At 72.7% G+C, this 25,320-nt stretch carries 24 protein-coding genes; 15 read left to right on the forward strand and 9 right to left on the reverse strand.

Annotated elements, in window-relative coordinates:
• Positions 1-3: 3 nt before the first annotated feature.
• Positions 4-699 carry a response regulator transcription factor gene (locus tag ACZ3IG_RS15235; protein WP_467432206.1) on the reverse strand — a complete coding sequence of 232 codons (696 nt, stop codon included), beginning with the start codon at positions 697-699 and terminating at the stop codon, positions 4-6.
• Positions 700-892: 193 nt separating this feature from the next.
• Between ACZ3IG_RS15235 and ACZ3IG_RS15240 the strand changes: the two genes are divergently transcribed.
• The 6 genes from ACZ3IG_RS15240 to ACZ3IG_RS15265 all read left to right on the forward strand — a co-directional run bounded on the left by ACZ3IG_RS15240 (position 893) and on the right by ACZ3IG_RS15265 (position 6,014).
• Positions 893-2,176 (forward strand): ferredoxin reductase family protein, encoded by a 1,284-nt coding sequence (locus tag ACZ3IG_RS15240; RefSeq protein WP_467432468.1) that lies wholly within the window; start codon positions 893-895, stop codon positions 2,174-2,176.
• 34 nt (positions 2,177-2,210) lie between these two features.
• Positions 2,211-2,630, forward strand: coding sequence for an FMN-binding protein (locus tag ACZ3IG_RS15245; RefSeq protein WP_467432207.1), 420 nt, complete (start codon positions 2,211-2,213; stop codon positions 2,628-2,630).
• Position 2,631: 1 nt separating this feature from the next.
• On the forward strand, positions 2,632-3,369 hold the full coding sequence (locus ACZ3IG_RS15250; protein WP_467432208.1) for an FAD:protein FMN transferase: 738 nt from the start codon (positions 2,632-2,634) through the stop codon (positions 3,367-3,369).
• 184 nt (positions 3,370-3,553) lie between these two features.
• The gene (locus tag ACZ3IG_RS15255) at positions 3,554-4,681 is read left to right on the forward strand and encodes an ABC transporter ATP-binding protein (RefSeq protein ID WP_467432210.1); all 1,128 of its coding nucleotides are present in this window, start codon (positions 3,554-3,556) and stop codon (positions 4,679-4,681) included.
• Positions 4,678-5,352, forward strand: coding sequence for an ABC transporter permease (locus ACZ3IG_RS15260; protein WP_467432211.1), 675 nt, complete (start codon positions 4,678-4,680; stop codon positions 5,350-5,352). Before ACZ3IG_RS15255 ends, ACZ3IG_RS15260 begins: the two co-directional genes overlap by 4 nt.
• Positions 5,349-6,014, forward strand: coding sequence for an ABC transporter permease (locus tag ACZ3IG_RS15265; protein WP_467432214.1), 666 nt, complete (start codon positions 5,349-5,351; stop codon positions 6,012-6,014). The genes ACZ3IG_RS15260 and ACZ3IG_RS15265 overlap by 4 nt, the downstream gene beginning before the upstream one ends.
• Here ACZ3IG_RS15265 and ACZ3IG_RS15270 read toward each other — a convergent pair.
• Positions 5,991-6,608, reverse strand: a complete 618-nt coding sequence (locus tag ACZ3IG_RS15270; RefSeq protein ID WP_467432216.1) for a TetR-like C-terminal domain-containing protein — start codon at positions 6,606-6,608, stop codon at positions 5,991-5,993. The genes ACZ3IG_RS15265 and ACZ3IG_RS15270 overlap by 24 nt on opposite strands.
• Before the next feature lie 259 nt (positions 6,609-6,867).
• Between ACZ3IG_RS15270 and ACZ3IG_RS15275 the strand changes: the two genes are divergently transcribed.
• The 3 genes from ACZ3IG_RS15275 to ACZ3IG_RS15285 all read left to right on the forward strand — a co-directional run bounded on the left by ACZ3IG_RS15275 (position 6,868) and on the right by ACZ3IG_RS15285 (position 9,944).
• Positions 6,868-8,052 (forward strand): MFS transporter, encoded by a 1,185-nt coding sequence (locus ACZ3IG_RS15275; protein ID WP_467432217.1) that lies wholly within the window; start codon positions 6,868-6,870, stop codon positions 8,050-8,052.
• 63 nt (positions 8,053-8,115) lie between these two features.
• Positions 8,116-8,937 carry an alpha/beta fold hydrolase gene (locus tag ACZ3IG_RS15280; RefSeq protein ID WP_467432218.1) on the forward strand — a complete coding sequence of 274 codons (822 nt, stop codon included), beginning with the start codon at positions 8,116-8,118 and terminating at the stop codon, positions 8,935-8,937.
• A 47-nt stretch (positions 8,938-8,984) separates the two neighbouring features.
• Positions 8,985-9,944, forward strand: coding sequence for an ABC transporter substrate-binding protein (locus tag ACZ3IG_RS15285; RefSeq protein ID WP_467432221.1), 960 nt, complete (start codon positions 8,985-8,987; stop codon positions 9,942-9,944).
• 6 nt (positions 9,945-9,950) lie between these two features.
• Here the strand turns inward: ACZ3IG_RS15285 and ACZ3IG_RS15290 are convergent, their stop codons facing one another.
• The 7 genes from ACZ3IG_RS15290 to ACZ3IG_RS15320 all read right to left on the reverse strand — a co-directional run bounded on the left by ACZ3IG_RS15290 (position 9,951) and on the right by ACZ3IG_RS15320 (position 16,352).
• Positions 9,951-10,535, reverse strand: coding sequence for a GTP-binding protein (locus ACZ3IG_RS15290; protein ID WP_467432222.1), 585 nt, complete (start codon positions 10,533-10,535; stop codon positions 9,951-9,953).
• Positions 10,522-10,881 (reverse strand): DUF742 domain-containing protein, encoded by a 360-nt coding sequence (locus ACZ3IG_RS15295; RefSeq protein WP_215171062.1) that lies wholly within the window; start codon positions 10,879-10,881, stop codon positions 10,522-10,524. Before ACZ3IG_RS15295 ends, ACZ3IG_RS15290 begins: the two co-directional genes overlap by 14 nt.
• 1 nt (position 10,882) lies before the next feature.
• Positions 10,883-11,302 carry a roadblock/LC7 domain-containing protein gene (locus tag ACZ3IG_RS15300; protein ID WP_467432223.1) on the reverse strand — a complete coding sequence of 140 codons (420 nt, stop codon included), beginning with the start codon at positions 11,300-11,302 and terminating at the stop codon, positions 10,883-10,885.
• Positions 11,299-13,773, reverse strand: coding sequence for a sensor histidine kinase (locus ACZ3IG_RS15305; RefSeq protein WP_467432226.1), 2,475 nt, complete (start codon positions 13,771-13,773; stop codon positions 11,299-11,301). The genes ACZ3IG_RS15300 and ACZ3IG_RS15305 overlap by 4 nt, the downstream gene beginning before the upstream one ends.
• A gap of 159 nt (positions 13,774-13,932) precedes the next feature.
• Complete coding sequence (locus tag ACZ3IG_RS15310) at positions 13,933-14,940, reverse strand: substrate-binding domain-containing protein (RefSeq protein WP_467432227.1); 1,008 nt, start codon at positions 14,938-14,940, stop codon at positions 13,933-13,935.
• Positions 14,941-15,240: 300 nt separating this feature from the next.
• The gene (locus tag ACZ3IG_RS15315) at positions 15,241-15,696 is read right to left on the reverse strand and encodes a DUF6114 domain-containing protein (RefSeq protein WP_467432229.1); all 456 of its coding nucleotides are present in this window, start codon (positions 15,694-15,696) and stop codon (positions 15,241-15,243) included.
• Complete coding sequence (locus ACZ3IG_RS15320; protein ID WP_467432231.1) at positions 15,696-16,352, reverse strand: DUF6230 family protein; 657 nt, start codon at positions 16,350-16,352, stop codon at positions 15,696-15,698. The genes ACZ3IG_RS15315 and ACZ3IG_RS15320 overlap by 1 nt, the downstream gene beginning before the upstream one ends.
• Before the next feature lie 921 nt (positions 16,353-17,273).
• On the opposite strand from ACZ3IG_RS15320, the gene ACZ3IG_RS15325 reads away from it, so the two are divergent.
• From ACZ3IG_RS15325 to ACZ3IG_RS15350, 6 genes are all read left to right on the forward strand, one after another.
• Complete coding sequence (locus ACZ3IG_RS15325) at positions 17,274-17,948, forward strand: Tat pathway signal sequence domain protein (protein WP_467432233.1); 675 nt, start codon at positions 17,274-17,276, stop codon at positions 17,946-17,948.
• Between the two features lie 190 nt (positions 17,949-18,138).
• On the forward strand, positions 18,139-18,786 hold the full coding sequence (locus ACZ3IG_RS15330; protein ID WP_467432234.1) for a ScbR family autoregulator-binding transcription factor: 648 nt from the start codon (positions 18,139-18,141) through the stop codon (positions 18,784-18,786).
• Positions 18,787-18,808: 22 nt separating this feature from the next.
• The gene (locus ACZ3IG_RS15335; RefSeq protein WP_467432235.1) at positions 18,809-20,095 is read left to right on the forward strand and encodes a damage-control phosphatase ARMT1 family protein; all 1,287 of its coding nucleotides are present in this window, start codon (positions 18,809-18,811) and stop codon (positions 20,093-20,095) included.
• Between the two features lie 78 nt (positions 20,096-20,173).
• On the forward strand, positions 20,174-22,336 hold the full coding sequence (gene cyc2 / locus ACZ3IG_RS15340; RefSeq protein ID WP_467432237.1) for a germacradienol/geosmin synthase Cyc2: 2,163 nt from the start codon (positions 20,174-20,176) through the stop codon (positions 22,334-22,336).
• A 207-nt stretch (positions 22,337-22,543) separates the two neighbouring features.
• Positions 22,544-24,352 (forward strand): O-aminophenol oxidase PhsA, encoded by a 1,809-nt coding sequence (gene phsA, locus ACZ3IG_RS15345; RefSeq protein WP_467432469.1) that lies wholly within the window; start codon positions 22,544-22,546, stop codon positions 24,350-24,352.
• 110 nt (positions 24,353-24,462) lie between these two features.
• The gene (locus ACZ3IG_RS15350) at positions 24,463-25,059 is read left to right on the forward strand and encodes a PDZ domain-containing protein (RefSeq protein WP_467432238.1); all 597 of its coding nucleotides are present in this window, start codon (positions 24,463-24,465) and stop codon (positions 25,057-25,059) included.
• Positions 25,060-25,320: the final 261 nt, after the last annotated feature.

Raw genomic sequence — 25,320 nt, forward strand, 5'->3', positions numbered from 1 at the left:
GTATCACGGGGCCGCCCGGCGCAGCGCGTATCCGAAGCCGCGCACCGTGTGGATCAGCGGACCGCCGTCGCCCGCCTCGTCGAGCTTGCGGCGCAGCCGGCTGACGACCAGCTCGACGACGTTGGACCGGCCGCCGAAGCCGTACTCCCACACGTGGTCCAGGATCTGCGCCTTGGTCAGCACGGTCGGCGACTTGCGCATCAGATAGCGCAGCACCTCGTACTCGGTGGGGGTGAGGGACAGCAGGGTCTCGCCGCGCCGCACCTGGCGGGTGTCCTCGTCCATCGTCAGGTCGGCCACGCTCAGCACGGAACGCTGGAAGCCGGGTCCGGCGCTGCGCCGCAGCACGGTCCGCAGCCGGGCCATCAGCTCCTCCACCGCGAACGGCTTGACCAGGTAGTCGTCACCGCCCCGGGTCAGCCCCGCCACCCGGTCGGCGACCTGGTCGCGGGCGGTGAGGAAGACCACCGGCACCTGGGTCCCCGAGCGGCGCAGCCGGTCCAGGACGCCGAAGCCGTCGAGGTCCGGCAGCATCAGGTCGAGCACCACGATGTCCGGACGGAACGCGGCGGCGGTGCGCAGCGCCTCCTCGCCGGAGCCCGCGGTGACCGCCTCCCAGCCCTCGTACCGGGCGACCGTGGCGACCAGGTCGGCGATGGGCGGGTCGTCGTCCACGACGAGGAGTCGTACTTTTTCCACCCGCCCATAGTGCGTCACCGGGCCCGCACAGCCGAGTCCCAGGTCATCGCCGTACCGGGATCGATAACCAGTCGAAAGCCGTCCGACAGGAAAACGACAGGGCGCGCGGGTCAAGCTCGGGGGCGTGACCACTGCCCCGCGCGCTCCCCGTGTCGTCCAGCCGCCCCCCGCACCGGCGCTCCGCCCCCGGGTGGTGGCCCGTGCCGGCCTGTACGCGTTGCTCGCCGCCAACGCGGCCGTCGTCGCCGTCCTCTTCGTCCAGGGCGGCTTCGCCTCCAACGCGCTGATCGTGCTGGGCCGGCTGGCCGGGCTGTACGGCGCCCTGTTCATGGCGTTCCAGCTGCTGCTGGTCGCCCGGCTGCCCTGGCTGGACCGGCGGATCGGCATGGACCGGCTGACCTCCTGGCACCGCTGGACCGGCTTCGGCGTGCTGTGGACGCTGCTCGCCCATGTCGTGCTCATCACCTTCGGGTACGCCCAGGCGTCCTCGCTGGACCCGCTGAACCAGCTCGTCGACCTCGCCGAGACCGTCGAGGGCGTGCTGCGGGCGGTGGTCGCCTTCGCGCTGCTGCTGGTGACCGGCGGCGCCTCGGCCCGCGCCGCGCGGCGCCGGATGGCGTACGAGACCTGGCACTTCCTGCACCTGTACACGTACGTCGCGGTGGTGCTCGCCTTCACCCACCAGGTCGCCGTCGGGACCAGCTTCGCGTCCTCGTCGTGGGGGACGGCGTACTGGTACGCCCTGTGGGGTGCCGCGCTGGGCGCGGTGTTCGCCGGGCGGCTCGCGCTGCCGCTGTGGCGGAACTGGCGGCATCGGCTGCGGGTGACGGCCGTCGTGCCGGAGAACGACCAGGTGGTGTCGGTGTACGTCGCCGGCCGGGACCTGGAGCGGCTGCCCGCACGGGCGGGGCAGTTCTTCCTGTGGCGGTTCCTGACCCGGGACCGCTGGTGGCAGGCCAACCCCTTCTCGCTGTCCGCCGCTCCCGACGGCCGCACCCTCCGGCTCACCGTCAAGACGGCCGGGGACGGGACGGCGGCGCTACGGCACCTCAGGCCCGGCACCCGGGTCTTCGCCGAGGGCCCCTACGGCGCCTTCACCGCGCTGCACCGCACCCGGCCGGACGCCGTGCTCATCGCGGGCGGCGTCGGCGTCACGCCGATCCGGGCGCTCCTGGAGGAGCTGGACGGCCACGCCGTCGTCGTCTACCGGGTCACCGCCGACCGGGACGCGGTCCTGTACGACGAACTCAGCGACCTCGCCGCCGCCAGGGGCGCCGAGCTGCACCTGGTGACCGGGGGTCCGGTGCCCGACCGGCTGGCCCCGGCGGAGCTGGCCCGGCTGGTCCCCGACCTCACCGGCCGCGACGTCTTCCTGTGCGGGCCGCCGCCCATGATGAACGCCGTGCTGGGCAGCCTGCGCGAACTGGGCGTGCCCGGACCGCAGATCCATTTCGAGCGCTTCAGCCTGGCGGGCTGAGGCGACGACGGCAGACGAGAGACGAGAGCACGCCGTGAAACGAGCCATCCCTGTCCTGGTCCTCAGCGTGGCGGGGCTGATTCCCGTGTGGCGGTACGCGCCGTCGACCGAGACGACGACCACGACCACCACCACGACCACCGAGGCCGCTCCCGCCCCCACGCCCACGGTGTCTTCCTCGGGCGGCACCGCCGGGCGGACCGTCGCCGGTTCGACCGTGAACACCGAGAAGGGTCCCGTCCAGGTCCAGGTGACCTTCGAGGGCGAGCGGATCACCGCCGTCACCATGCTCCAGCAGCCGGACCACCCGCAGACCACGGCCGCCGTGCCGCAGCTCGTCGAGGAGACCCTCCAGGCACAGAGCGCCGACATCGACACCGTCTCCGGCGCCACCGTCACCAGCGACGGCTACCGCGAGTCCCTCCAGGCCGCCCTCGACGCCGGCGGCGCCTGAGATGCGGCGCGTCGAGCACGTCATGGGGTTCCCGGTCTCCCTGCGCGTGGACGACGAGGACGTGCCCGAGCGGGCCGCCGACGCCGTCTTCGCCTGGCTGCGCGAGGCCGACGCGCGGTTCAGTCCCTTCCGGGCCGACAGCGAGGTGTGCCGGCTGGACCGGGGCGAGTCGTTCCGCACGAGCGACGACCTGCGGGAGGTGCTCGCGCTGTGCGAGGAGTACCGCGAGGCCACCGGCGGCGCGTTCGACGCCCGGCTGCCGGGGCGGGGGCTCGACCCCTGCGCGGTGGTGAAGGGCTGGTCGGTGCAGCGGGCGGCCGGGCTGCTGACGGCGGCCGGGGCGCGCCGCTTCTGCCTCAACGCCGGCGGTGACGTGGTCGCCGCCGGCGGCCCCTGGCGGGTGGGGATACGGCACCCCGAGCACGCCGACCGGCTGTGCGCGGTGCTCGACGTCACCGACGCGGCGGTCGCGACCTCCGCCCGCTACGAGCGCGGCGACCACATCCTCGACGGGCGTACCGGGGCACCGGCGACCGGCCTGCTCAGCCTGACGGTGGTGGCCCCGACCCTCACCGAGGCCGACCCGGTCGCCACCGCCGCCTTCGCCCTGGGCCGCGAGGGCGTCACCTGGGCCGCGGCACGGCCGGGCTGCGAGGTGTTCGCGGTGGACGCGGAGCGCCGGGTGCTGCGCTCGCCGGGGCTGCCGGTGGCGGAATCCGGCCGGCGGGCGGCGGCGTGACGGGCCGGCGGCCGGGCGGCCGGGAGCGGTGCGGGGCAACGGGCGAGAGAGCGGCGTAACGGTCCGCAAGCCGGGGCAGGTGAGCGAGGCGGCCGCGTCTAGACTCACCCGGCAGCAACTGCCCGTACGACCTCTGGCCGGCACTTCCCGGAATGTCCGCCCCACCCGAAGGGTATTCGGCGCTTTGATACGGATGGAATCAGTCACCAAGCGGTATCCGGACGGCACGGTGGCGGTGGACCGGCTGTCACTGGAGATACCCGACCGCTCGATCACGGTCCTCGTCGGGCCCTCGGGCTGCGGCAAGACCACGACCCTGCGGATGATCAACAGGATGGTCGAGCCCAGCGAGGGCACCATCCTCCTCGACGGCGAGGACGTCACCCGGCAGCCCGTCACCACCCTGCGCCGCTCCATGGGGTACGTCATCCAGAACGCCGGTCTCTTCCAGCACCGGACGATCGTCGACAACATCGCCACCGTGCCCCGCATGCTCGGCTGGAGCAAGCAGAAGGCCCGCGACCGGGCGGCGGAGCTGATGGAGCGGGTCGGCCTCGACTCCTCCCTCACCAAGCGCTACCCGTACCAGCTCTCCGGCGGCCAGCAGCAGCGCGTCGGTGTGGCCCGGGCGCTCGCCGCCGACCCGCCGGTGCTGCTGATGGACGAGCCGTTCTCCGCCGTCGACCCGGTGGTCCGCAAGGGCCTCCAGGACGAACTCCTGCGCATCCAGGAGGAACTGGGCAAGACCATCGTCTTCGTCACCCATGACATCGACGAGGCCATCAAACTCGGCACGATGGTCGCGGTGATGCGCGAGGGCGGTCACCTCGCCCAGTACGCGCCCCCGGCCGAACTGCTCTCCGACCCCGCCGACGCCTTCGTCGAGGACTTCCTCGGCGCCGACCGGGGCGTGCGGCGGCTGTCCTTCTTCCCCTCCGCCGAACTGGAGCTGACGACCGCCCCGGTGGTGCCGGTGGACGCCACCGCCAAGCGGCTCGGCGCCGCCGCGAAGTCCCCGTACGTGCTGGTCACCGACGCCGACGGACGGCCGCTCGGCTGGAGCGAGCCGCGCGGACTCACCCCGGGCGACATCGATCCGGCGCGGCTGCTGCCGTACGGGCGGCCGTTCACGCCCGGCACCGACTCGCTGCGGGCCGCCCTCGACTGCGCGGTGCTGTCACCGACCGGCTGGGCCGTCGCCGTGGACGCCGACGGCAAGGTCACCGGCGTCGTCTCGCAGACGGTCATCGGCGACGCGATCCGCGCCGCGCACGCGGAACACACCGCCGCTGCCGCCGGGGCCGTGTCGTGAACGGCTTCTTCGACATCCCCAGCGACCTCCAGAACACCTGGCCCGGACTGATCGGCCTGCATCTGCGCGAGGCTCTGCTGCCGGTCCTGGCGGGGCTGGTCCTCGCCCTGCCGCTGGCCCAGCTCTGCGTCCGCTTCCGCTGGCTGTACCCGCCGGTGCTCGGCGTGACGACGGTCCTCTACGCGGTCCCGTCCCTGGCCTTCTTCGTCGTCCTCATCGACTACACCGGCCAGACCGAGCTGACCGTGATGATCCCGCTGGCCGTCTACAGCCTGGTCGTCCTCGTCCCGGCCATCGTCGACGGCGTCCGCTCGGTCCCGCAGGAGACCCTGGCCGCCGCGACGGCGATGGGCTTCGGGCCCGTACGGCGGTACGCGCAGGTGCAGTTGCCGATCGCCGTGCCCGCGATCGTGGCGGGCCTGAGGGTCGCGGTCGTCTCCAGCATCTCGCTGGTCAGCGTCGGCGCCCTCATCGGCAACCAGGGCGCCCTCGGCAACCTGCTGGCCGCCGCGCAGAAGTACGACCGGCCCGAACTGGCCGCCAACTCCGTCATCACCACGGCGCTCCTGGCGATCGCCTGCGACGCGGCCCTGGTCGGGCTGCGCGCCCTGCTGACGCCGTGGATGCCGCGCGGCTCCCGCACCCGTCGCCCGGCGGTGGTGGCCGAGTGAACGTCCTGAACTTCGTCGACGCCTTCTTCAGCGACAGCGCCCACTGGCACGGCTACGACGGCATCCCGCAGCGCCTGCTGGAACACGTCCAGTACTCGCTGCTGGCCCTCGGCGTCGCCGCCCTGATCGGCCTGCCGGTCGGCCTGGTCACCGGGCACACCGGGCGCGGCGGCAACGCGCTCGCCCTCGTCGCCACCGCCGCCCGCGCGCTGCCCAGCTTCGGCCTGCTGGTGCTGATCGTCATCATGATGGGCTTCGGCCTGCTGCCGGTGATGATCCCGCTGGTCGTCCTCGCCGTCCCGCCGATCCTGGTCACCACCTACGAGGCGGTCCGCTCCGTGGACCCCGCCCCCGTGGACGCCGCCCGCGGCATGGGCATGCGCGAGTCCCGCGTCCTGCTCCAGGTCGAACTGCCGGTCGCCCTGCCGCTGATCCTCAGCGGACTGCGCTCGGCGGCCATCCAGATCGTCTCGACGGCCACCATCGCCGCGTACGTCAGTCTGGGCGGGCTCGGCCGGTACATCGTCGACGGGCTCTACCAGCGCGACTACGAGAAGGTGGTGGGCGGCGCCACGCTGGTGGCCGTCCTGGCCCTGGTCACGCTGGCCCTGTTCTGGGCGGCCGGCCGGCTGGCGGTGTCACCGGGGGTCCGCAGGCGCTGAGACCGCCGAGGGGGCCGCCGCCCCGTCCGGCAGCAGGCGGGCGACGAGGGTGTGGGCCCACTCGGTGGTGAGCGGCAGGCCGGTGAAGACGGCACGGTAGTAGAGGGGCGCGAGGATGGCGTCCGTGGTGTGTTCGAGGCTCGGGGCGGTGCCGCCCCGGGCCTCTTCCCGTTCCAGGATCGCTTCGAGCTGGCGCCGGCGGTCCGCGGAGCAGGCGGCGGCGCCCTGCTCGCCGCCGGTGCCGATGGTGGCGCGGACCAGGGCGAGGGTGTCCGGGTCGCCGAGGTCCTTGGCCAGGTCGGACGCGTAGCGCTCCAGGTCGCCGCGGAGGCCGCCGGTGTCCGGTACCACGATGTCGCCGGAGAAGCGGCTGGTCATGACGTCGGAGAGCAGGTCCCCGACGGTGCCCCAGCGGCGGTAGACCGTGGTGGCGTGTACTCCGGCGCGGGCGGCGACGACCGGGATCGTCGGGGGCTCGGCGGAGTCGTCGGCGACCAGTTCCTTGACGGCCCGGTGGACGGCCGCGCGGACCCGGGCGGAACGGCCTCCTGGCCTGCTCCCGGACTGCGGGGCGGGGGAAGCGGTGGTGGACACCGGACCAGTATCGCACTGATCGCTGCGCCAGGGCCTGCCCGGCCGGCCGAGTCGCGCGACCTCGGCCGAGTCGCGCGACTCGGCCGCGTCATGGTCACTGCGAGCATTACGCAATGATCATTGCGATAATAATGCAGCGATCGATGCGTTTGTGTTAGCGTGCGGCCACTAACGCACAGATCGTTGCGAGGCTTTCATGTCCGTCAACACCGCTGTATCCGCTCCGTCCGCGCCGCGGTCCGGCCCGGGCAGGCGCCGCGTGGCACGCGGGGGCGCCTTCCCCGCCGTGGCCGCCGTCTTCGTCGCCTTCCTCGCCGCGTCCGCCGTGCCGTCCCCGCTCTACTCCGTCTACCAGGGGCAATGGCACTTCGCGGCCTGGGTGCTGACCGTCGTCTTCGCCCTGTACGTGGCCGGTCTGCTGGGCTCGCTGCTCGTCGTCGGCGCGCTCTCGGACCACGTCGGCCGCCGGCCGGTGCTCGCCGCGTCGATCGCGCTGGAGGCGGTCGCGCTCGTCCTGTTCCTCACCGCCGGGAACGTGTACGTCCTGGCCGCCGCCCGGGTCCTCCAGGGCGTCGCCACCGGGGCGGCGAGCACCACCCTGAGCGCCGCCCTCGTCGACCTCGAACCGCCGCACGCCCGGGGACGCGCCGGCGTCGTCACCTCGGTCGCGCCGCTGGCCGGGCTCGCCCTCGGCGCCCTCGGCTCCGGCGCCCTGGTCCAGTTCGGCCCCGCCCCGACCCGGCTCGTCTACGCCGTACTGCTCGGCGTCATGGCGGTGGCGGCGCTGATCACCGCCGTCCTGCCGGAGACCTCACCGCGCCGGCCCGGCGCCGTCGCCTCCCTGCGCCCCCGGGCCGCGCTGCCCGCGCACCTGCGTGCGGACATCGTCCCGGTGGTGCCGGTGATGATCGCCGGCTGGGCCCTGGCCGGGCTGTTCCTCTCCCTCGGCCCGTCCGTCGCCGCCCAACTGCTGGGCCTGCACAGCCGTCTGGCCGGCGGCGTCGTCGTGACCCTGCTGACCGGCACCGGGGCGCTCGCGGTCGCCGTACTGCGGTCCCGGTCCGCCGCCGCGCTGCTGGCCCCGTCGTCCGCCCTGCTCGGCGTCGGCGTCCTGGCCGCGCTGGTCGGCACCATGTCGGACCTCGTCGGGCTCGCCGCCGCCGGCACGGTCGTCGCGGGCGTCGGGGTCGGCGCCTCGGCGCTGGCCACGATCGGCACCTTCGCCCGGATCGCCGAACCGCACGAGCGCAGCGCGGTCTTCGCCTCCGCCAACATCATCAACTACCTCGGCAACAGCGTGCCCGCCGTGCTCGGCGGCATCGCCGTCACCGCGCTGGGCCTGCGCACCGCGACCGAGATCTACGCGTCGGCGATCGTGCTGGTCGTCCTCGCCGCCCTCCTCCTGCACGTCCACCGGCTCCGGACGCGGCGCCGGGCCGCCTGACCCGCCCGCGGTCCGGCAGTCCCCGCGCACCCGCCCACCCCGGCGACACCCACAGGAGTCACCATGACCACGTACGCACGCACCACGCGGCACCTCCAGGTACGGCGATCGGACCACACGACGATCCACTACACGGCGAGCGGCCCGGCCGACGGCCCGGTCCTCGTCCTCGTCCACGGCTGGGGGTGCAGCCGTGCGGACTTCGACGCGGTGACCGCCCAGCTGCCCGCGCACCTGCGCGTCCTCGCGGTCGACCTCGCCGAGCACGGCGCCTCGCGGTCGACGCGGGACGTGTGGACCATGACGGAGTTCGCCCACGACGTGGCGGCGGTTCTGGAGGCCGAGGCGGTGGACACGGCCGTCGTGGCCGGACACTCCCTCGGCGGAGCGGTCGCCGTGGAGACGGGCCGGCTGCTCCCCGGCACGGTGACGCACGTGGTCGCCCTCGACTCGCTGGTCTACCTGTCCCTGTTCCCGGCGCAGAGCGAGGAGCAGACCGAGGCGACGGTACGGCTGTTCCGCGACGACTTCGCGGGCGCGGTGCGCGGTCTGGTCGAGGCGGGCTCCCCGGCCGGGTTCGACCCGGCCCTCAAGGAGGCCTACTTCACGAAGATGGCCGCCGTACGGCAGCCCGCCGGCGTGCGTGCCATCGAGGGACTGGTGCGCTGGGACATGGACGCGGCGCTGCGCCACACCCGGCAGCCGGTCACCGTGTTCGCGGTCCGCGACCTCGCCGCGCCGGAGGCGGTCGAGCGCTACGGCGACCGCCTCGACATCGTCCTCGTCGACCTGGGCAGCCACCACTTCCCGGTGGAGGTGCCCGAGGCCACCGCCGGGCTCCTGGCCGGGGTGATGTCCGGCTCCCGGAGTGTCAGGAAACCGTAACCAGGTCGCTCTTGACTGACCGAGAAGCGGCGGGATGGGATCGGTGAATGACTTCTACGGCACGAAGCAGCAGGTCCAGGACGAGGCACACCGGTGCGGCGGCCGTCGCACTCACGGCCGCGGCGGCGCTGCTCGTGGGCTGTTCCTCCGGCGACGACGGCGGTGACAACCCCCTGGACGGGGAGAAGGCGGAGGCCGGCACGGTCGTCGTCGGCTCGAACAACTTCGCCGAGAGCACCCTGCTCGCCGACATCTACGGCGAGGCGCTCAAGGCCAAGGGCATCGAGGTCTCCTACAAGCACAACATCGGCAGCCGCGAGACGACGTACGGGCTGATGAAGAACGGTTCCGTCACCGTCCTGCCCGAGTACAACGGCTCACTGCTCGCCTATCTCGACGCCGACGCCGAACAGACCTCCGCCGAGGCGGTGAACACGGCGGCCAAGGCCGCGCTCGACAAGAGCCTGACGCTGCTCGACCCCTCGCCTGCCGAGGACAAGGACTCGGTGAGCGTCAACGCCGCGACGGCGAAGAAGTACAAGCTCACCTCGGACTCGACGCTCGCCGACCTGAAGGACATCGCGCCGGAGCTGGTGATCGGCGGCTCGCCCGAGTTCCAGACCCGGCAGCAGGGGCTGAAGGGCCTGGAGTCGGAGTACGGGCTGAAGTTCAAGTCGTTCAAGGCGCTGGACGCGGGCGGTCCGCTGACCCAGGCGGCCCTGACCAAGAACACCGTCCAGGCCGCGGACATCTTCACCACGGACCCGACCATCGTGAAGGAGAAGTTCGTCGTCCTGAAGGACCCGGACAACTTCTTCGGCTTCGCCAACGTCACCCCGCTGGTCAACAAGGAGGGACTCTCCGAGGAGGGCGTCGCCGCCCTGAACGCGGTCTCCGCCGCGCTGGACACCGAGACGCTGCTCGACCTCGACGCCCAGGTGCAGTTGGAGAAGAAGGACCCGCTGGACGTGGCCAAGAGCTGGCTGGCGTCGGTGAACCTGGACTGACCCCGGTCAGCCGCCCGCCGCGGCGATCAACTCGTCCACCAGGGCGATCAGTACGTCCCGTGAGGAGGTCCGCTCGCGCGCGTCGCACAGCAGCACCCGGACGTGGTCCGGAAGCGCCAGCGCGTCGCGGATCTCCTCCGGCGGATACGGGTGTTCCCCGTGGAAGCCGTTGACCCCGACGACGAACGGGATGCCCCGCCGCTCGAAGAAGTCGATGGCGGCGAAACTCGACTCGGGTCTGCGCACGTCCAGCAGCACGACCGCGCCGAGGGCCCCGATCGCCAGGTCGTTCCACATGAACCAGAACCGCTGCTGCCCCGGCGTACCGAACAGGTACAGCACGAGGTCGTCGCCGACGGTGATCCGGCCGAAGTCCAGCGCCACCGTGGTGGACCGTTTCTCCTCGATGCCGACGAGGTCGTCGACGCCGAGGCCCGTCATGGTGAGCGGTTCCTCGGTGCGCAGCGGGGCGATCTCGCTGACCGACCCGACCATGGTGGTCTTGCCGACGCCGAAGCCGCCGGCGATGAGGATCTTCACGGCGTCGGGGGCGGCGGGCGCCGTCTCCACGGGGTGGTCAGAGCCGGCCAAGGCCTTCCCTCACTTTCCGTAGCAGGTCCAGGTCGGCGGTGGTGTGCGACACCGCGTGCGGCGCCCGCGCGGTGATCCGGCCGTCCTCCAGCAGATCGCAGAGCAGGATGACCACCACGCTCACCGGCAGGTCGAGCAGGGCCGCCAGCTCCGCCACGGCGACGGGCTCGGCGCACAGCCGCAGGATGCGGGCGTGCTCCGGCTGGCCCCGCGCCGCCCGCTCGGGCGGCGGGTGCACCGCGGTCACCGTCGTGATGAGGGTGAAGTCGGCGCGGCTGGGCCGGGTGCGCCCGCCGGTCAGGGCGAACGGCCGGACGAGCCGGCCCTCCGCGTCGCCTTCCCTCATGTCACTCGCCGACGGCGGTGCCGGACCGGGGGGCCGCGCTGAGGTGCTCGCCGATCTTCTTCACCAGCATGTTCATCTGGTACGCCACCACTCCGACGTCCGCGTGCGGACCGGTGAGCACCACGAGGTGGGCGCCGGGACCGGCGGAGGTGAGGATCAGGTAGCTGTTGGCCATCTCGATCAGCGCCTGGCGGACCGGGCCGCCCCGGAAGTCCATGCTGACGCCCTTGCTCAGGCTCATCAGGCCCGAGGCGGTCGCCGCGAGCCGTTCCGCGTCGTCGCGCGGGAACCCGGTGGACTTGCTGACGACCAGACCGTCCTCGGAGAGCACGACGGCCTGGTTCACGTCGGCGACCCGCTCCACGAGTCCGGTGAGCAACTGGTCCAGCTGGGTGTGGGTGGCGGGCGTGGGGCGTGTCATGGCGTGTCCTTCGTGAGCGGGCGGCGGGCGGAGTCCGGGAAGCGGCCGTCCCGCTCCTCGGGCTCCTCGTCACGTGCCTGGAGCGTGCCGCGCTGGAAGCCGGCGAGGGAGGCGGCGGCACGCTCGGCGGTGAAGTCGGGGTAGCTGTCGCGGTCCTCGGGCGCGGTGGCGGTCCCGCCGGGGGCGCGGGGCGGTTCCTCGCGCAGCTCGGCGGCGAGACTCGTCTGCGGGACGCGGCGGGGCAGGGGGGCGGGGGAGCCGTTCGCGGGGCGGGGGGTGGCGGGGGCCGGGGTGGCTCCGGGGGTGGGCGAGGGCGAGGGCGCCGGGGGTGTCGCGGTGTCGGCGGGAGGGGCGGACGTGGCGGACGTGGCGGACGGGGCGGACCGGGCGGGGCTGGAGGGGGTGGCCGGGCCGGCAGGGGCGGCGGGGGTGGTGGGACCGGAGGGGTCAGTGGGGATGGTGGGGCCGGAGGGGTCAGTGGGGGTGGCGGGGCCGGTGGGGGTAGCGGGCAGTTCCCGCACGACTATCTCGTGCGGCACCAGCACGATCGCCGTCGTGCCGCCGTACGGCGACGGGCGCAGGGTGACCGTGATGCCGTGCCGGTGGGCGAGCCGGGCGACGACGAACATGCCGAGCCGCAGGTCGCCGGCGAGGGCCACCACGTCGAACTGCGGCTCCACCGACAGCTGCTCGTTGAACGAGGCGTAGTCCTCCTCGGACAGCCCCAGCCCCCGGTCCTCGATCTCGACGGCCAGCCCCTTGGCCACCATCGACGCCCGCACCCCGACCGGAGCGGGCGCCGGCGAGTAGGCGGTGGCGTTGTCGATCAGCTCGGCCAGCAGATGGATCACGTCGGCGACCGCGGGCGGCGCCAGGTACACCTCCTCGTCGCTCCCCTCGGTGTACTCGGTGGACACCTCCACCCGCTGGTACTCGGCGACCTCGCCGACCGCGCCGCGCAGGATGTCGATCAGCGCGACCGGCTCCCGCCAGCTGCGCCGCGGCTGCTCACCGCTGATGATGACGAGATTCTCCTCGTAGCGGCGCAACTGACTGGCCACCGAGTCGAGTTCGTAGAGTCCCTTGAGGACCTCGGGGTCGGTGTGCCGGCGCTCCAGCGCGTCGAGCTTGCCGAGCTGCATGTTGACCAGGTTCTGGCTCTGCCGGGCGATGCCGAGGATCACCTTCTGGAAGCCGCGCCGGGTGTCGGCGAGTTCCACGGCGGTGTGCACGGCGGTGCGCTGTGCGGCGTTGAACGCCTGGGCGACCTGGCCGAGTTCGTCCCGCCCGTAGTCCAGCGGCGGGGTCGCCGACTCCACGTCGACCGTCTCGCCGCGCTCCAGCCGGGCCACCACGTCGGGCAGCCGCTCCTCGGCCAGGCTCAGGGTGGCCCGCCGCAGGCCGGTGAGCCGCCGGGACAGCGAGCGGGTGATCCGCCAGGAGACCACCACGCACAGCAGCAGGGCGAGCAGCCCGCCCGCGCTCAGCCAGCCCGCCGTGAACAGCAGCCCGCGCGCCTCCTCGGCGCTGCGGTCGAGCAGTCCTGTCGTCTGCCCCTGGATCAGCGCCGCGTACCGCAGGGAGACCTCGTCGAAGGCTGCGGTCCACCGCTCGCGCGCGTCCGGCAGCCGGATCGTGTCCTCGCCGTCGGCGGAACGGGCCGCGAGGACCTCGTCCTCGACCGCCTCCACGGTCTTCCACGCGTCGCCGGCCAGGATGGCCTCGACCTGCGTCTTCGCCGAGCCGCGCAGCGAGGACACGATCTGGTCCCGGACCAGCCAGCGACGGGTGTGCACCGCCTGGGAGAACGCCGCCCACTCCGCCTCGTCGAGCTGCCCGGAGGGCCAGGCCAGGGTGAGCAGGGCGTCCTCCTGGGAGGTCAGTTCCGCCGCGTGCTCCAGCGCGACCAGCGGGCCGGCCTGCGAGGTGAGGTCGCCGTCGTCGACCTGGGACAGCTCCTGGAAGGCGTGTATCTGCTCGTCGACGATCGAGGAGTACTGGTCGAGCGCCTGCTCGGGGGTGATGTCGGTAGGGTCGTCGACCTGGTCGCGGTAGTACTCCAGGCTGCCCAGCGAGCCGAGCACCGCGTACAGCCGCTCCGAGACACGGCCGGACGCCTGCCGGATGGCGTCGGTCTCTCCGACCAGCTCGGCCACCGCGGCGTCCGTCTCCTCGCGCCGCGCCTCCAGTTCCGCCCGGGAGCCGCCGGGCGTGGCCAGCCAGGCCGCCGAGACGCCGCGCTCGCGCTGGAGGGCCAGGGCGGCCTCGGTGCCCATCGCTCCGGTGGCCTGGCTCAGCCGGGTCTGCGACCGCAGCTCCAGACCCTCGGAGAGCATCCGGTTCGTCGTCACGCCCCACATCACGGCCAGGGTGACGCTCGGGACGAGCGCCAGGAGGATGAGGGAGAGACGTATGGAACCGAGGCGGCCGAAGCGGCCGAAGCGGCGCGGGGCACCTGTCCGTGCAGACATCGTCGTCCTAGGCGATCGGGGACAGCGGGCGGCGTCGGGGAGCGGACGCGGGGGGCAGGGGGTGCCGGTGCCGGTTCGCGGGGTGGACCACGGGGTGGTTCACATGCCGGTCCACAGGGCGGTCCACAGGGCGGTCCCTGTGCCGGTCCACAGGGCGGTTCACCGGGTGCCGTTCGCGGCGAAACGCCCGACGGCGTCCGCGTTGGCCTTGGTCACGAACGCGGGCCCGGTGAGCACCGGTTCGCTGCCCCCGCCGCTGACGTTGCCGTTGGTGCGGTACAGCCAGAGCGCGTCCACCGCGAGATAGCCCTGGAGGTAGGGCTGCTGGTCGACCGCGAACTGCACGTCCCCACGCTTGACGGCGGCGACCAGGTCCTTGTCGAGGTCGAAGGTGGAGACCTTGGCGCTGCTGCCCGCGTCGCGCACCGACTTGACGGCGGCCAGCGCGTACCGCGCGCCGTTCATGACGACCTCGTCGATGCGGGTGTCCTGCCGCAGCCGGGCGGCGACGGCGTCCCGTACCGCCGCCATGTCCGTGCCCTCGACATAGAGCATCTCCGTCAGGCCGCCGAAGGTCTTCTTCACCCCGGCGCAGCGGGCCTCCAGCGCGACGTTGCCCCGTTCGTGGATGACGCACAGGGTGTGCTCGGCCTTGAGGGCGTCGAGCCTGTCGCCGACGGAACGGCCGGCCACGCCCTCGTCCTGCCCGAAGTACGACAGCACGCCCGCGGAACGCCAGGCGTCCATGCCGGAGTTGAGCCCGACGACGGGTATACCGGCCTTCCTCGCCTCGGTGACCGGGTCCTTCATCGCCCCCGGCTTGGCCAGGGTCACGGCGATGCCGTCGACCCGGTCGCCGATCGCGTCCCGGACCAGTTCGGCCTGGCCCGCCGTGTCGGCGTCGCCGGCGTACGTCAGGTCGATGCCGTCCTTGGCCGCGGCCGCCTCGGCGCCCTTGCGCACCAGGTCCCAGAAGGCGTCGCCCTCGTCGCCGTGGGTGATCAGGGCGATCCTCGTCCGGCCGCTGCCCGTCCCGGCGCTGTGCGAGGTGGCCTCGTCGTCCGCACCGGTGCCGGAGCAGCCCGCCGCGAGCAGGCAGACCGCGGCCGTCAGGGCGGCGAGACGCGCCCGCGCGGACGGAGCGAACGGCGGGGGAGAAGTGTTCATGAGGGTGCGGCACCTCGCTGAGCGGCCGAGCAGGAGGAACAGGGCGAGGGGCCACCGTCGTGGGACGACCTGTGCGCCAACTGGGTGTGTCTCGCTGGCCGGAGCCAATCGCGTGTGACCACCGGTAGTCAAGTGACCAACGATCCGCTGGGGCTTGTCACTACCGCATCGTGACCATTCGGTCGCCGTCCGGTCGTCGGCCGACGAGGTCCGAACAGACCGCGTCAGCCCGAACGGCGCGGGATCCCGTAGGCGACGAACGCCTCGGGATCCCGTCGCCGCGGACCGGCTCGGACCGGCTCAGGCCGTCTCGCCCGCCCCCCGCTCGAAGGGGTGCGGAACGGCCTCGGACCGGCTGGCCGCCCGCTTCCGGCGTCGCCGGCGGCGCGGTTCCTGGTCGGGCAGCCAGCCGAAGGCGAGACAGCTCCCGACGACTCCGAGCAGCAGCCCGATGACGAACCCGCCGAGGTTCGAGGTGAGCCACGTGCCCAGGGAGACCAGGACGCCGATGATCGAGTAGAAGAGGCGCTGGGCCGGATTGACGAGGAGCAGCAGACCGCACAGCAGCATCACCGTCGGGAGCAGATAGCCCGCCACGCCCTGCGGGCCGATGTGCAGCACCACCTTCAGCGACGCCTTCATGGTGAACCACACCTCCGCCCCGCCCAGCAGGAGCAGCAGCCCGCCCCAGAAGGGACGCCGGGACCGCCAGCGGCGGAAGGCTGCCCGTGCTCCCGTACGCCGGTCCTCCGTCATCAGCAGCCCGACTCGCTGAACCGCAGCTTCAGGCCGGGCAGCTTGAACACGGCCGCGGTGGTGGCATAGTTGGTCTGGCGCAGTTTGTCGATGTGCACGGTGTCGGCCTGCTGGCTGAACACGCCGATCGGACCGCGTCCCTTGGGTCCGGCCTTGTCCAGGGTGCTGGCGTCGTTGCCGATCTCGATGTTGTTGAACGAGGCGTCGCCCGACAGGAACGTGGAGTCGGTGGTCAGGTCGCTCGCGGACACCCGGGTGCCGCTGTCGCCCGCCGTGATCAGCAGGTTGGTACCGCCGAGGTCGACGCTCTGGCACAGCTTGGTGAGCTTCGCGTCCTTGATCACGGAGGTGACGACCAGTACGTCGCCGCCGGTGTCCCCGGCGTTCGGGCTGTTCTCGGCCATGTGGTCGAGGCCCCCGAACTGGGCGAAACCGGTGCCGTCCAGCTCCGTGGCGGTCACGGTGAAGGGCATGCCGGAGATGGCGAACTGCACCCCCAGCGCGCCCTGGGCGGTGAGAACGGCCAGCGTGGCGGTGACCGCGGCGGCCGGCACCGCCATCACCGCGGCCCGGCGCAGCCGGACCCGGCCGCGTCTCGGGCCCGGACTGTCGGGGGTCTGGTCGGCGGTCGGGGGGGCTTCCGAGGACGGGGCCATGTCTGCTCCAGAGGCATAGTCGATGCGGATCGGGCTGAGACGGCACGTTGTCCTGGCGCGGACAGCGGTTGGTGCGAGATCCTCCGCCCAACTCCCGGCGGTCGCGCGGATTTTCGGGTTACGCACCAGTAACCGATGGGGAAGTTACCGGTGGTTACGTCCGGCGGTCAAGCACGTTGTGGGTAAAGAGTGGGGGTTGTGTGCCCGCCGGCGCCGCCGGCCTCCACCGGTTCCGGCCAAACCGCCGTCGTGGACGTCAACTCGTGCGCGGCGTATTGACGTTGGCTACTCGTCGGTTCTAGAACTTCCCCTGTTTCCCGGATCCGTGGCGCCGGATCCGTTCCCGCGGTACCCGTCCGCGCTCCCGGACAGCCCGGCTCATCGCGAGGCACCGCCCCACGCCCCGCCGCGCCGCGGCTGCTCCCGCACGAGCGGCCCGCCCCGCCCCCGTGGCGCGGCGCGGTCGCCCGCCTCTCGGTCCGTCACGTACGGAGAAGGCGTCACGGACCGATGACGGCGGCGGGACGCTCCACGCGCGTCCCGCCGTCCCGCACCACGCGCCCCGGCACGTGCTCGGCACCCGCTCCACCCCGCACCCCGCTCCACCCCCCCCCGCGCACCGGCACACGCACCGGCGCGCTCTCCGGCACGTGCTCTCGCGGACGGTCCCAGTACGACGTACGAACGTACGACGTACGACGCACCCCCGTACGCCGCACCGCGCATGACCGCACGACGCACGACCGCACCGCGCATGACCGCACGACGCACGACCGCACCGCGCATGACCGCACGACGCACGACCGCACGACGCACCACGTACGACCGCAGCACACCGCACGACGCTGCACCGCACGACGCACCACCGCACCTCCCCACCCAGGTCACGACGTTCCCCCGATCCGGAGAAGAGGTACCCGCATGCGTACGCGCACCCTCCTGGCCCTCACCGCGGCCGTCGCCGCGCTGTCCGTTCCCACGGCCTTCACCGCCGTCGCCGCCGACACCACCGGCGCGGCCGCGTCCTCCGTGCTCACCACCGGCTCCGTCGGCGGTGCGGCCGTCGCGGTGGGGGAGACCCTCACCGCCCCGCTGGCGAGCGGCACCAACGCCACCTTCTACTCCAGCGCCACCGGTACAACCGGCCTCTCCTGCACGTCCTCGCAGTTCGCCGCCACCGTCACCGGCAACCCGACCGCCCCCGGCACGGCCACCGAGTCGGTCACCGCCCACACCTTCAACGCCGCCAGCTGCACCACCAACGTCACCGGTGTGCTCGGCGTCAACCAGATCAGCCTCGGCAACCTGCCCTACACCGCCACCGTCGCCTCCGGCGGCGCCCTCACCGTGACCCCGCCGAGCGGGTCCACCATCCGGGCCACGGTCGCCCTGCGCACCCTGCTGGGCACCATCAACTGCGTCTACGAGGCACCCTCCCTGTCCGGCACCGCGAACAACGACGACAACGGCATCCACTTCAGCGACCAGCACTTCACCAAGGTCTCCGGCTCGGCGCTCTGCTTCGCCAACGGCTACTTCACGGCCGACTACGCCCCGGTGACGACGTCCGGCGGCGGGACGGTCTTCGTCAACTGACCCTCCTGTCCGAGCACGGTCACGCGGCACGCGCGCGTGCGGGCCGGTCGGCCGCGCCGGGGTCCGCCCCCGGGGCGCCGGCCGGCCCGCGACCTCGTCAAACGGGCTGGTGGCAGGGTGAGTTATTGTCTGCTGCGGGTCAGAACACACGGCATGGCCCGTACGGTTCCAGCCCAGGAGTGTTCCACCGATGGCGAGGCAGTTACGCGCCGAGCAGACCCGCGCGACGATCATCGCGGCCGCCGCCGACCTGTTCGACCGTCAGGGGTACGAGTCGACCAGCCTGAGCGACATCGTCCAGCACGCGCGCGTGACCAAAGGCGCGCTGTACTTCCACTTCGCGGCCAAGGACGACCTCGCCCAGGCCATCATGGAGTTACAGTCCAGGACCTCGCGCCGAATGGCCCGGGAGATGGACGGCCGGGGCTACTCCTCCCTGGAGGCCCTGATGCGGCTGACCTTCGGCGTCACCCGGCTCTCCGTCGAGGGCCCGGTGCTGCGGGCCGGACTGCGGCTCGCCACCGCGGGCGTGCCGGTACGCCCGCCCCTGCGGCACCCCTTCACCGAGTGGCTGGAGCTGGCCTCCACCCGGCTGGTCGGCGCGGTCGAGGAGTCCGACCTCCACCCGGACATCGATGTCGACGCCGTCGCCCACAGTTTCGTCTGCTCCTTCGTCGGAACCCGCGTCGTGGGCCGCACCCTGGAGCCCGTCGCCCGCCAGCCCCGCCGGGTCGCCGAGATGTGGCGCCTGCTGATCCGGGGGCTGGTGCCGGTGGCCCGCCGCCCCCATTACGCCCGCCTCGCGGTACGCCTGGAGCGGGAGCCGAGCCCCCTGTGACCGCCGCGCTACGGTGAGCCGCATGCCCGACACGCCTTCGCCGTCGCCTTCGCCGTCCGGCCCGCAGTCCGCCCCGCCGCCCGTGCTGCTCGCCGACGAACCCGGCTCCTTCCCGCACTCCGTGCTGGCCGAGCGGCACCCCGCGATCATCCGGCAGGTGCGGGAGAACCTCCCCTACGGCCCCGACCGCCGCCGCGCGCTCGACGCCCTGCTGGAGAACTGCCTGCGCGGCGGCATCGAACCCCCGGACGCCGGCAGCGACGCCGACGACCACGGCCGGTGGGCGGCCTGGGGGCTGAGCGCGTACACCGGCCGCTCCTGGTTCCAGGTGCCGTGGCTGTGGTCCGAGAGCTACTTCTACCGCCGTCTCCTCGACGCGACCGGCTGGTTCGGCCCCGGTCCCTGGCGCGGCGTCGACCCCTTCCGCCCGGTCAAGCTCGCCGAACTCGGCGCCCCGGAGACGGACGAGGAACTCGCCGCGCTCGACGCCCTCACCGGGCTCCCGGCGCAACGGCGGGCGGACGCCCTGCTGCACGGCTCCCTCTGGGGCAACCGAGCCGACCTGGGCTTCCGCCTCTCCGCCCCGGCGACCGGGGCCGGCGCCGACGCCCCACCCCTGGTCGCCGACGACAGCGCGCACCTGTGGGCACTGCTGCCGCCCTCCGCCTCCGGAGCGAGCGGTGCCTCAAGAACGGGCGGCCCGGGCACCTTGTGCCTGGTCGCCGACAACGCCGGCCGCGAACTCGTTCCCGACCTGCTCCTCATCGACCACCTCCTCGCCCACGGCCACGTCACGCGCGCGGTACTCCACGTGAAGCCGTACCCGTACTACGTCTCCGACGCCACGCCCGCCGATGTGCTGGACGCGGTACGGCGGCTGACCGGCGCGCGGGGGGCCGCCGCCGGGTACGGCCGCCGGCTGTGGGACGCGCTGACCGACGGCCGCCTCACCGTCCGCGCCCACCCCTTCTCCTGCGCCCCGCTGCCCTACTCCGACATGCCCGACGACCTGCGCGCCGAGTTCGCCGCCGCGACGCTCACCGTGTTCAAGGGCGACCTGAACTACCGGCGGCTGGTCGGCGACCGGCGGTGGCCGCCGACCACGCCGTTCGCCGACGTCACCGGGTACTTCCCCGGCCCGGTGGCCGCGTTGCGCACCCTGAAGTCCGACGTGATCACCGGCCTGGCCCCCGCCACGGAGGCCGCGCTCGTCGCCGCGGAGGGGCAACGGTGGCGCACGAGCGGGACGCATGCGCTGATCCAGGTGTCGACGCTCACTACTGGACAGGGAGCGGCCGGAGTTCCGTGATCCGCCGTGATTCACGCGATGGTGTGATCATGTACCACCCCGAGGATGCCCCCGAAAGGCCGTGGGTAGGGCCCGGCCATGACGCAGCAGCCCTTCGAACTCCCGCACTTCTACCTGCCGCATCCCGCACGGCTGAACCGCCACGTCGACGAGGCGCGCGCCCACTCGACGCGGTGGGCGCGCGACATGGGCATGCTGGAAGGCTCCGGAGTCTGGGACCAGGCCGACCTGGAAGCCCATGACTACGGCCTGCTCTGCGCCTACACGCATCCCGACTGTGACGGACCGGCCCTCTCCCTGATCACCGACTGGTACGTGTGGGTGTTCTTCTTCGACGACCACTTCCTGGAGAAGTACAAGCGCACCCAGGACCGCGTCGCCGGCAAGGCCCACCTGGACCGGCTCCCGCTGTTCATGCCGCTCGACCTCGCCGCCGAGGTCCCCGAGCCGGAGAACCCGGTCGAGGCCGGCCTCATCGACCTGTGGCGGCGCACGGTGCCGGCGATGTCGGCCGACTGGCGCCGCCGCTTCGCCGTCGCCACCGAGCACCTGCTGAACGAGTCGCTGTGGGAGCTGTCCAACATCAACGAGGGGCGGATCGCCAACCCCGTCGAGTACATCGAGATGCGCCGCAAGGTGGGCGGCGCCCCCTGGTCGGCCGGACTGGTGGAGTACGCCACCGCCGAGGTGCCACCCGCGGTCGCCGGGACCAGGCCGCTCCGGGTGCTGATGGAGACCTTCTCCGACGGCGTCCACCTGCGCAACGACCTCTTCTCCTACCAGCGCGAGGTCGAGGACGAGGGAGAGCTGAGCAACGGCGTCCTGGTCCTGGAGACCTTCTTCGGCTGCACCACCCAGGAGGCCGCCGACATCGTCAACGACGTCCTCACCTCCCGGCTGCACCAGTTCGAGCACACCGCGTTCACGGAGGTCCCGGCGGTTGCCCTGGAGCAGGGCCTCACCCCGCCCGAGGCCGCCGCCGTCGCCGCCTACACCAAGGGACTCCAGGACTGGCAGTCCGGCGGCCACGAGTGGCACATGCGCTCCAGCCGCTACATGAACGAGAACGCCCGGGCCACCACCGCCCCCTGGCAGTCCCCGACCGGCCCCGGCACCTCCGCCGCCGACATCGCAGCCCTGCTCGCCTCTGCCGGAGCCGAGCGCCTGCGGCCCCACACGCACGTGCCGTTCCAGCGGGTCGGCCCGTCCCGCATCCCCGACATCTACATGCCCTTCCCGCTCACGCTCAGCCCCGCCCTGGACGGCTCCCGGCGCCATCTGTCCGAATGGACGCTGCGGATGGGCATGCTCAGCGAGGGCGTGTGGGACGAGGACAAGCTGCTGAGCTGCGACCTGCCCCTGTGCGCCGCGGGCCTCGACCCGGACGCCACCCAGGACCAGCTCGACCTGGCCTCCGGCTGGCTGGCGTTCGGCACCTACGGCGACGACTACTACCCACTGGTCTACGGGCACCGCCGCGACCTGGCCGCCGCCCGGCTGACCACGGCCCGTCTGTCGGCGTGCATGCCGCTGGACGGCGAACCGGTCCCGCCGCCCGCCAACGCCATGGAGCGCTCGCTGATCGACCTGTGGGCCCGCACCACGGCCGGCATGACCCCGCAGCAGCGGCGCCCCCTCAGGGAGGCCATCGACAAGATGACCGCCGCCTGGGTGTGGGAGCTGACCAACCAGATCCACCACCGCGTCCCCGACCCGGTGGACTACCTGGAGATGCGGCGCGACACCTTCGGCTCCGACCTCACACTCGGCCTGTGCCGGGTCGGCCACGGGCCCGCCGTACCGCCGGAGGTCTACCGCAGCGGCCCGGTCCGCTCCCTGGAGAACGCGGCGATGGACTACGCCTGCCTGCTCAACGACATCTTCTCGTACCAGAAGGAGATCGAGTACGAGGGCGAGCTGCACAACGCCATCCTGGTCGTGCAGAACTTCTTCGGCATCGACTACCCGACCGCGCTCCACGTCGTCCACGACCTGATGACCCAGCGCATGCGCCAGTTCGAGCACGTCGTCGCACACGAACTGCCCATCGTCTACGACGACTTCCAGCTCTCCGAGGAAGCGCGCCAGATCATGCGCGGCTATGTGACCGACCTGCAGAACTGGATGGCGGGCATCCTCAACTGGCACCAGCAGGTACCCCGTTACAAGGCCGAGTACCTGGCCGGACGGAGCCACCTCTTCCTCCCGGACCGGGCACCGGCGGTGCCCGTGCTCCACTGATCCACATCTTTTTGCACAGAACGGATCATTCCAGGAACTTCGGGACCGCGTGGGGCGTCCTTCTCGGTGAGGTACACGGGCAACACGAGGTGAACAGAGAGCAGAACACGGGGGTGTTCGACCTTGTCCGAAATCACCGCGACCACCGCGACCACTGCAACCACTGCAACCACCGAAAACGCCGAGAGGGCCGAGAGGGCCACCGAACTGACGCCGTACGCGGCGCCGCTGACCGTCCCGCCCGTCCTGCGCCCGGCGTCCGGTGACGTCCTGCGCGAGACCGAGATCGCCCTGCGCCCGGCCTGGGTGCGCCTGCACCCGCAACTGCCGCCGACCCTGATGTGGGGGTACGACGGGCAGGTGCCGGGCCCGACCATCGAGGTGCGACGCGGACAGCGCGTCCGCATCGCGTGGACCAACCGCGTTTCGAAGGAGAGCGAGTACCCGGTCACCTCCGTCGAGGTGCCGGTACGCGCCCCGGGCATGCCGCCCGCCACCACCGAGCCCGGCCGCGAGGGCGTGGAGCCCGACAAGGACGTCGCGGCCCTCCCGGCCTGGTCGGTGACCCATCTGCACGGCGCCCAGACCGGCGGCGGCAACGACGGCTGGGCGGACAACGCCGTCGGCTTCGGCGACGCCCAGCTCTCCGAATACCCGAACGACCACCAGGCGGTGCAGTGGTGGTACCACGACCACGCCATGAACATCACCCGGTGGAACGTGATGACGGGCCTGTACGGCACCTACCTGGTCCGTGACGACGAGGAGGACGCCCTCCGCCTCCCCCGCGGCGAGCGGGAGATCCCGCTGCTGCTGGCCGACCGGAACCTGGACACCGACGAGGACGGCCGCCTCAACGGACGGCTGCTGCACAAGACGGTGATCGTCCAGCAGAGCAACCCGGAGACGGGCAAGCCGGTCTCCATCCCCTTCACCGGCCCCTACACCACGGTCAACGGCCGCATCTGGCCGTACGCCGAGGTGGACGACGGCTGGTACCGGTTCCGGCTGGTCAACGCGTCCAACGCCCGCATATACGACCTCGTCCTGATCGACGAGGACGACCGTCCGGTGCCGGGCATCGTCCACCAGATCGGCAGCGACGGCGGCTTGCTGCCGCGCCCCGTACCGGTCTTCGGCGAGGAACTGCCGACGCTGATCGCGGCCCCGGCCGAGCGGTTCGACCTGCTCGTCGACTTCCGCGGGCTGGCCGGCCGCAGGCTCCGCCTGGTCAACAAGGGGCCGAACCAGCCGGCGGGCGTACCCGACCCGGAGGGCGACGTGCGGTACCCCGCGGTCATGGAGTTCCGTGTCGGCAAGGGCGCCGAGCCCGACGCCTTCGAGGTGCCCGAGGTGCTCTCCGGTTCCTTCCGGCGGCTCACCCACGACATCGGCCACGGCCACCGGCTGGTCGTGCTCACCCCGCCCGGCACCAAGGGCTCCGGCGGCCACCCGGAGATGTGGGAGATGACGGAGGTGAAGGAGCCGGGCGGCATCCAGGTCCCCACCGAGGGCGTCATCCAGATCATCGGCCCGGACGACACCACGCCCCGCACCTGGCGGCGCACGGCCCGGACGTTCAACGACGCCCTCGGCTACACCATCGCCGAGGGCAGCCACGAGCAGTGGAGCTTCCTCAACCTGGCGCCGATCGTCCACCCCATGCACATCCACCTGGCCGACTTCCAGCTCCTGGGCCGCGACGCCTACGACGTCTCCGGTTTCGACCCGGCCATCGGCGGCACCCGCACCCCGATCCGGTACGACGCGGACACGACGATCGTGCCCGCGCCCAACGAACTGGGCCACAAGGACACCTACCGGGTGCCCGGCGACCAGATGCTGCGGATCATGGGCAGGTTCGACGGTGCCTACGGCCGGTTCATGTACCACTGCCACCTGCTGGAGCACGAGGACATGGGCATGATGCGGCCCTTCGTCGTGATGCCGCCCGAGGCGCTGAAGTTCGACCACGGCGGCGCCCACGGCGGTCATGGAGAGGGGGCCACGGGCTGACGCCGGCCCCGGACGACGGGGCCTACCGCTTCTGACCACCGGTCAGTCTCACTCGTTCGTGGCTCGTCGCCCGACGGGGGCCCGGGTAGGGCTCCTGTCGGAGGCGATCGATGGAACAGACAGTGTTGCGTCCCAAGCCGATGCCGGGCCGGGACCCCGGAGCCGGCGCCGAGCAGGCCCCCGCCCGGCCCCCGCAGCCGACGCGCCGGCGTCGGCGCCGGCTGGTCACCGTGATGTGCGGTGCGCTGGCCGGGGCGGTGCTGGTGCTGGCCGGGGCGGGGATCGGGGCGATGGGTACCACGGTGGCGGGCATGAGCAGGTTCGCCGAGCTGCGGCAGCGGGGCGGCAGCCCGGACGCGGCGGCCCTCCAGAGCGGCCCGTCCTCGGTCCGCGCCCGGTCCGCCGCGCCGTCCACCCCGGCGCCCGCCGCCCAGCCGTCCGCCGGTGCGACGCTCGGCGTGGCCGCGGTGGACGACGACGGGCCCGGCGCCCTGGTCGTCGACGTCCAGGCACCCGGCCCGGGTCACGCGGCCGGCCTGGTCCGCGGCGACCTCCTGCTGGTCTTCGGCTCGACCCGGGTCGACTCCGCCGCCGACCTCGCCCGCGCCGTCGCCCACGCCCGGCCCGGCGTACGGGTGAAGCTGACGGTGCGTCGGGTGAGCGGCGGCTACCAGCAGCTGACCGTGGTGCCGGGCGTCGTGACCTGACCGCCGGACCGGTCGCCCGGCAGGGGACGGACGCTGAGAGCCGTCGCCGGTCGGGAAGGGGAGCGTGCGGGAGGGCGGTTCGCGGGCCCCGTGGTGAGCGGCTCCCGGGCCGGCTGTCCGGGCAGGGGGAAGGGCTCTGTGAGTTGCTGTCGGCCCGCAGCGGCAGCGTGCGGGAGGTAACGGCCGGCGCGGACCCCGTAACCGGCTCGCGTCGCCCTCCCGCTGCGGGCAGGATGCTGCCGTGGCCCTTCACTCGCTCAG

This window comes from Streptomyces sp. NPDC016677, from assembly GCF_055562815.1.

What these genes read in the sequence shown, in the direction of transcription:
- ACZ3IG_RS15300 (WP_467432223.1), bottom strand. Translation starts at nt 11,302, where the DNA reads ATGACACGCCCCACGCCCGCCACCCACACCCAGCTGGACCAGTTGCTC.
- ACZ3IG_RS15285 (WP_467432221.1), top strand. Translation starts at nt 8,985, where the DNA reads ATGACTTCTACGGCACGAAGCAGCAGGTCCAGGACGAGGCACACCGGT.
- ACZ3IG_RS15330 (WP_467432234.1), top strand. Translation starts at nt 18,139, where the DNA reads ATGGCGAGGCAGTTACGCGCCGAGCAGACCCGCGCGACGATCATCGCG.
- ACZ3IG_RS15305 (WP_467432226.1), bottom strand. Translation starts at nt 13,773, where the DNA reads ATGTCTGCACGGACAGGTGCCCCGCGCCGCTTCGGCCGCTTCGGCCGC.
- cyc2 (WP_467432237.1), top strand. Translation starts at nt 20,174, where the DNA reads ATGACGCAGCAGCCCTTCGAACTCCCGCACTTCTACCTGCCGCATCCC.
- ACZ3IG_RS15325 (WP_467432233.1), top strand. Translation starts at nt 17,274, where the DNA reads ATGCGTACGCGCACCCTCCTGGCCCTCACCGCGGCCGTCGCCGCGCTG.
- ACZ3IG_RS15295 (WP_215171062.1), bottom strand. Translation starts at nt 10,881, where the DNA reads ATGAGGGAAGGCGACGCGGAGGGCCGGCTCGTCCGGCCGTTCGCCCTG.
- ACZ3IG_RS15250 (WP_467432208.1), top strand. Translation starts at nt 2,632, where the DNA reads ATGCGGCGCGTCGAGCACGTCATGGGGTTCCCGGTCTCCCTGCGCGTG.
- ACZ3IG_RS15315 (WP_467432229.1), bottom strand. Translation starts at nt 15,696, where the DNA reads ATGACGGAGGACCGGCGTACGGGAGCACGGGCAGCCTTCCGCCGCTGG.
- ACZ3IG_RS15320 (WP_467432231.1), bottom strand. Translation starts at nt 16,352, where the DNA reads ATGGCCCCGTCCTCGGAAGCCCCCCCGACCGCCGACCAGACCCCCGAC.
- ACZ3IG_RS15335 (WP_467432235.1), top strand. Translation starts at nt 18,809, where the DNA reads ATGCCCGACACGCCTTCGCCGTCGCCTTCGCCGTCCGGCCCGCAGTCC.
- ACZ3IG_RS15350 (WP_467432238.1), top strand. Translation starts at nt 24,463, where the DNA reads ATGGAACAGACAGTGTTGCGTCCCAAGCCGATGCCGGGCCGGGACCCC.
- ACZ3IG_RS15280 (WP_467432218.1), top strand. Translation starts at nt 8,116, where the DNA reads ATGACCACGTACGCACGCACCACGCGGCACCTCCAGGTACGGCGATCG.
- ACZ3IG_RS15310 (WP_467432227.1), bottom strand. Translation starts at nt 14,940, where the DNA reads ATGAACACTTCTCCCCCGCCGTTCGCTCCGTCCGCGCGGGCGCGTCTC.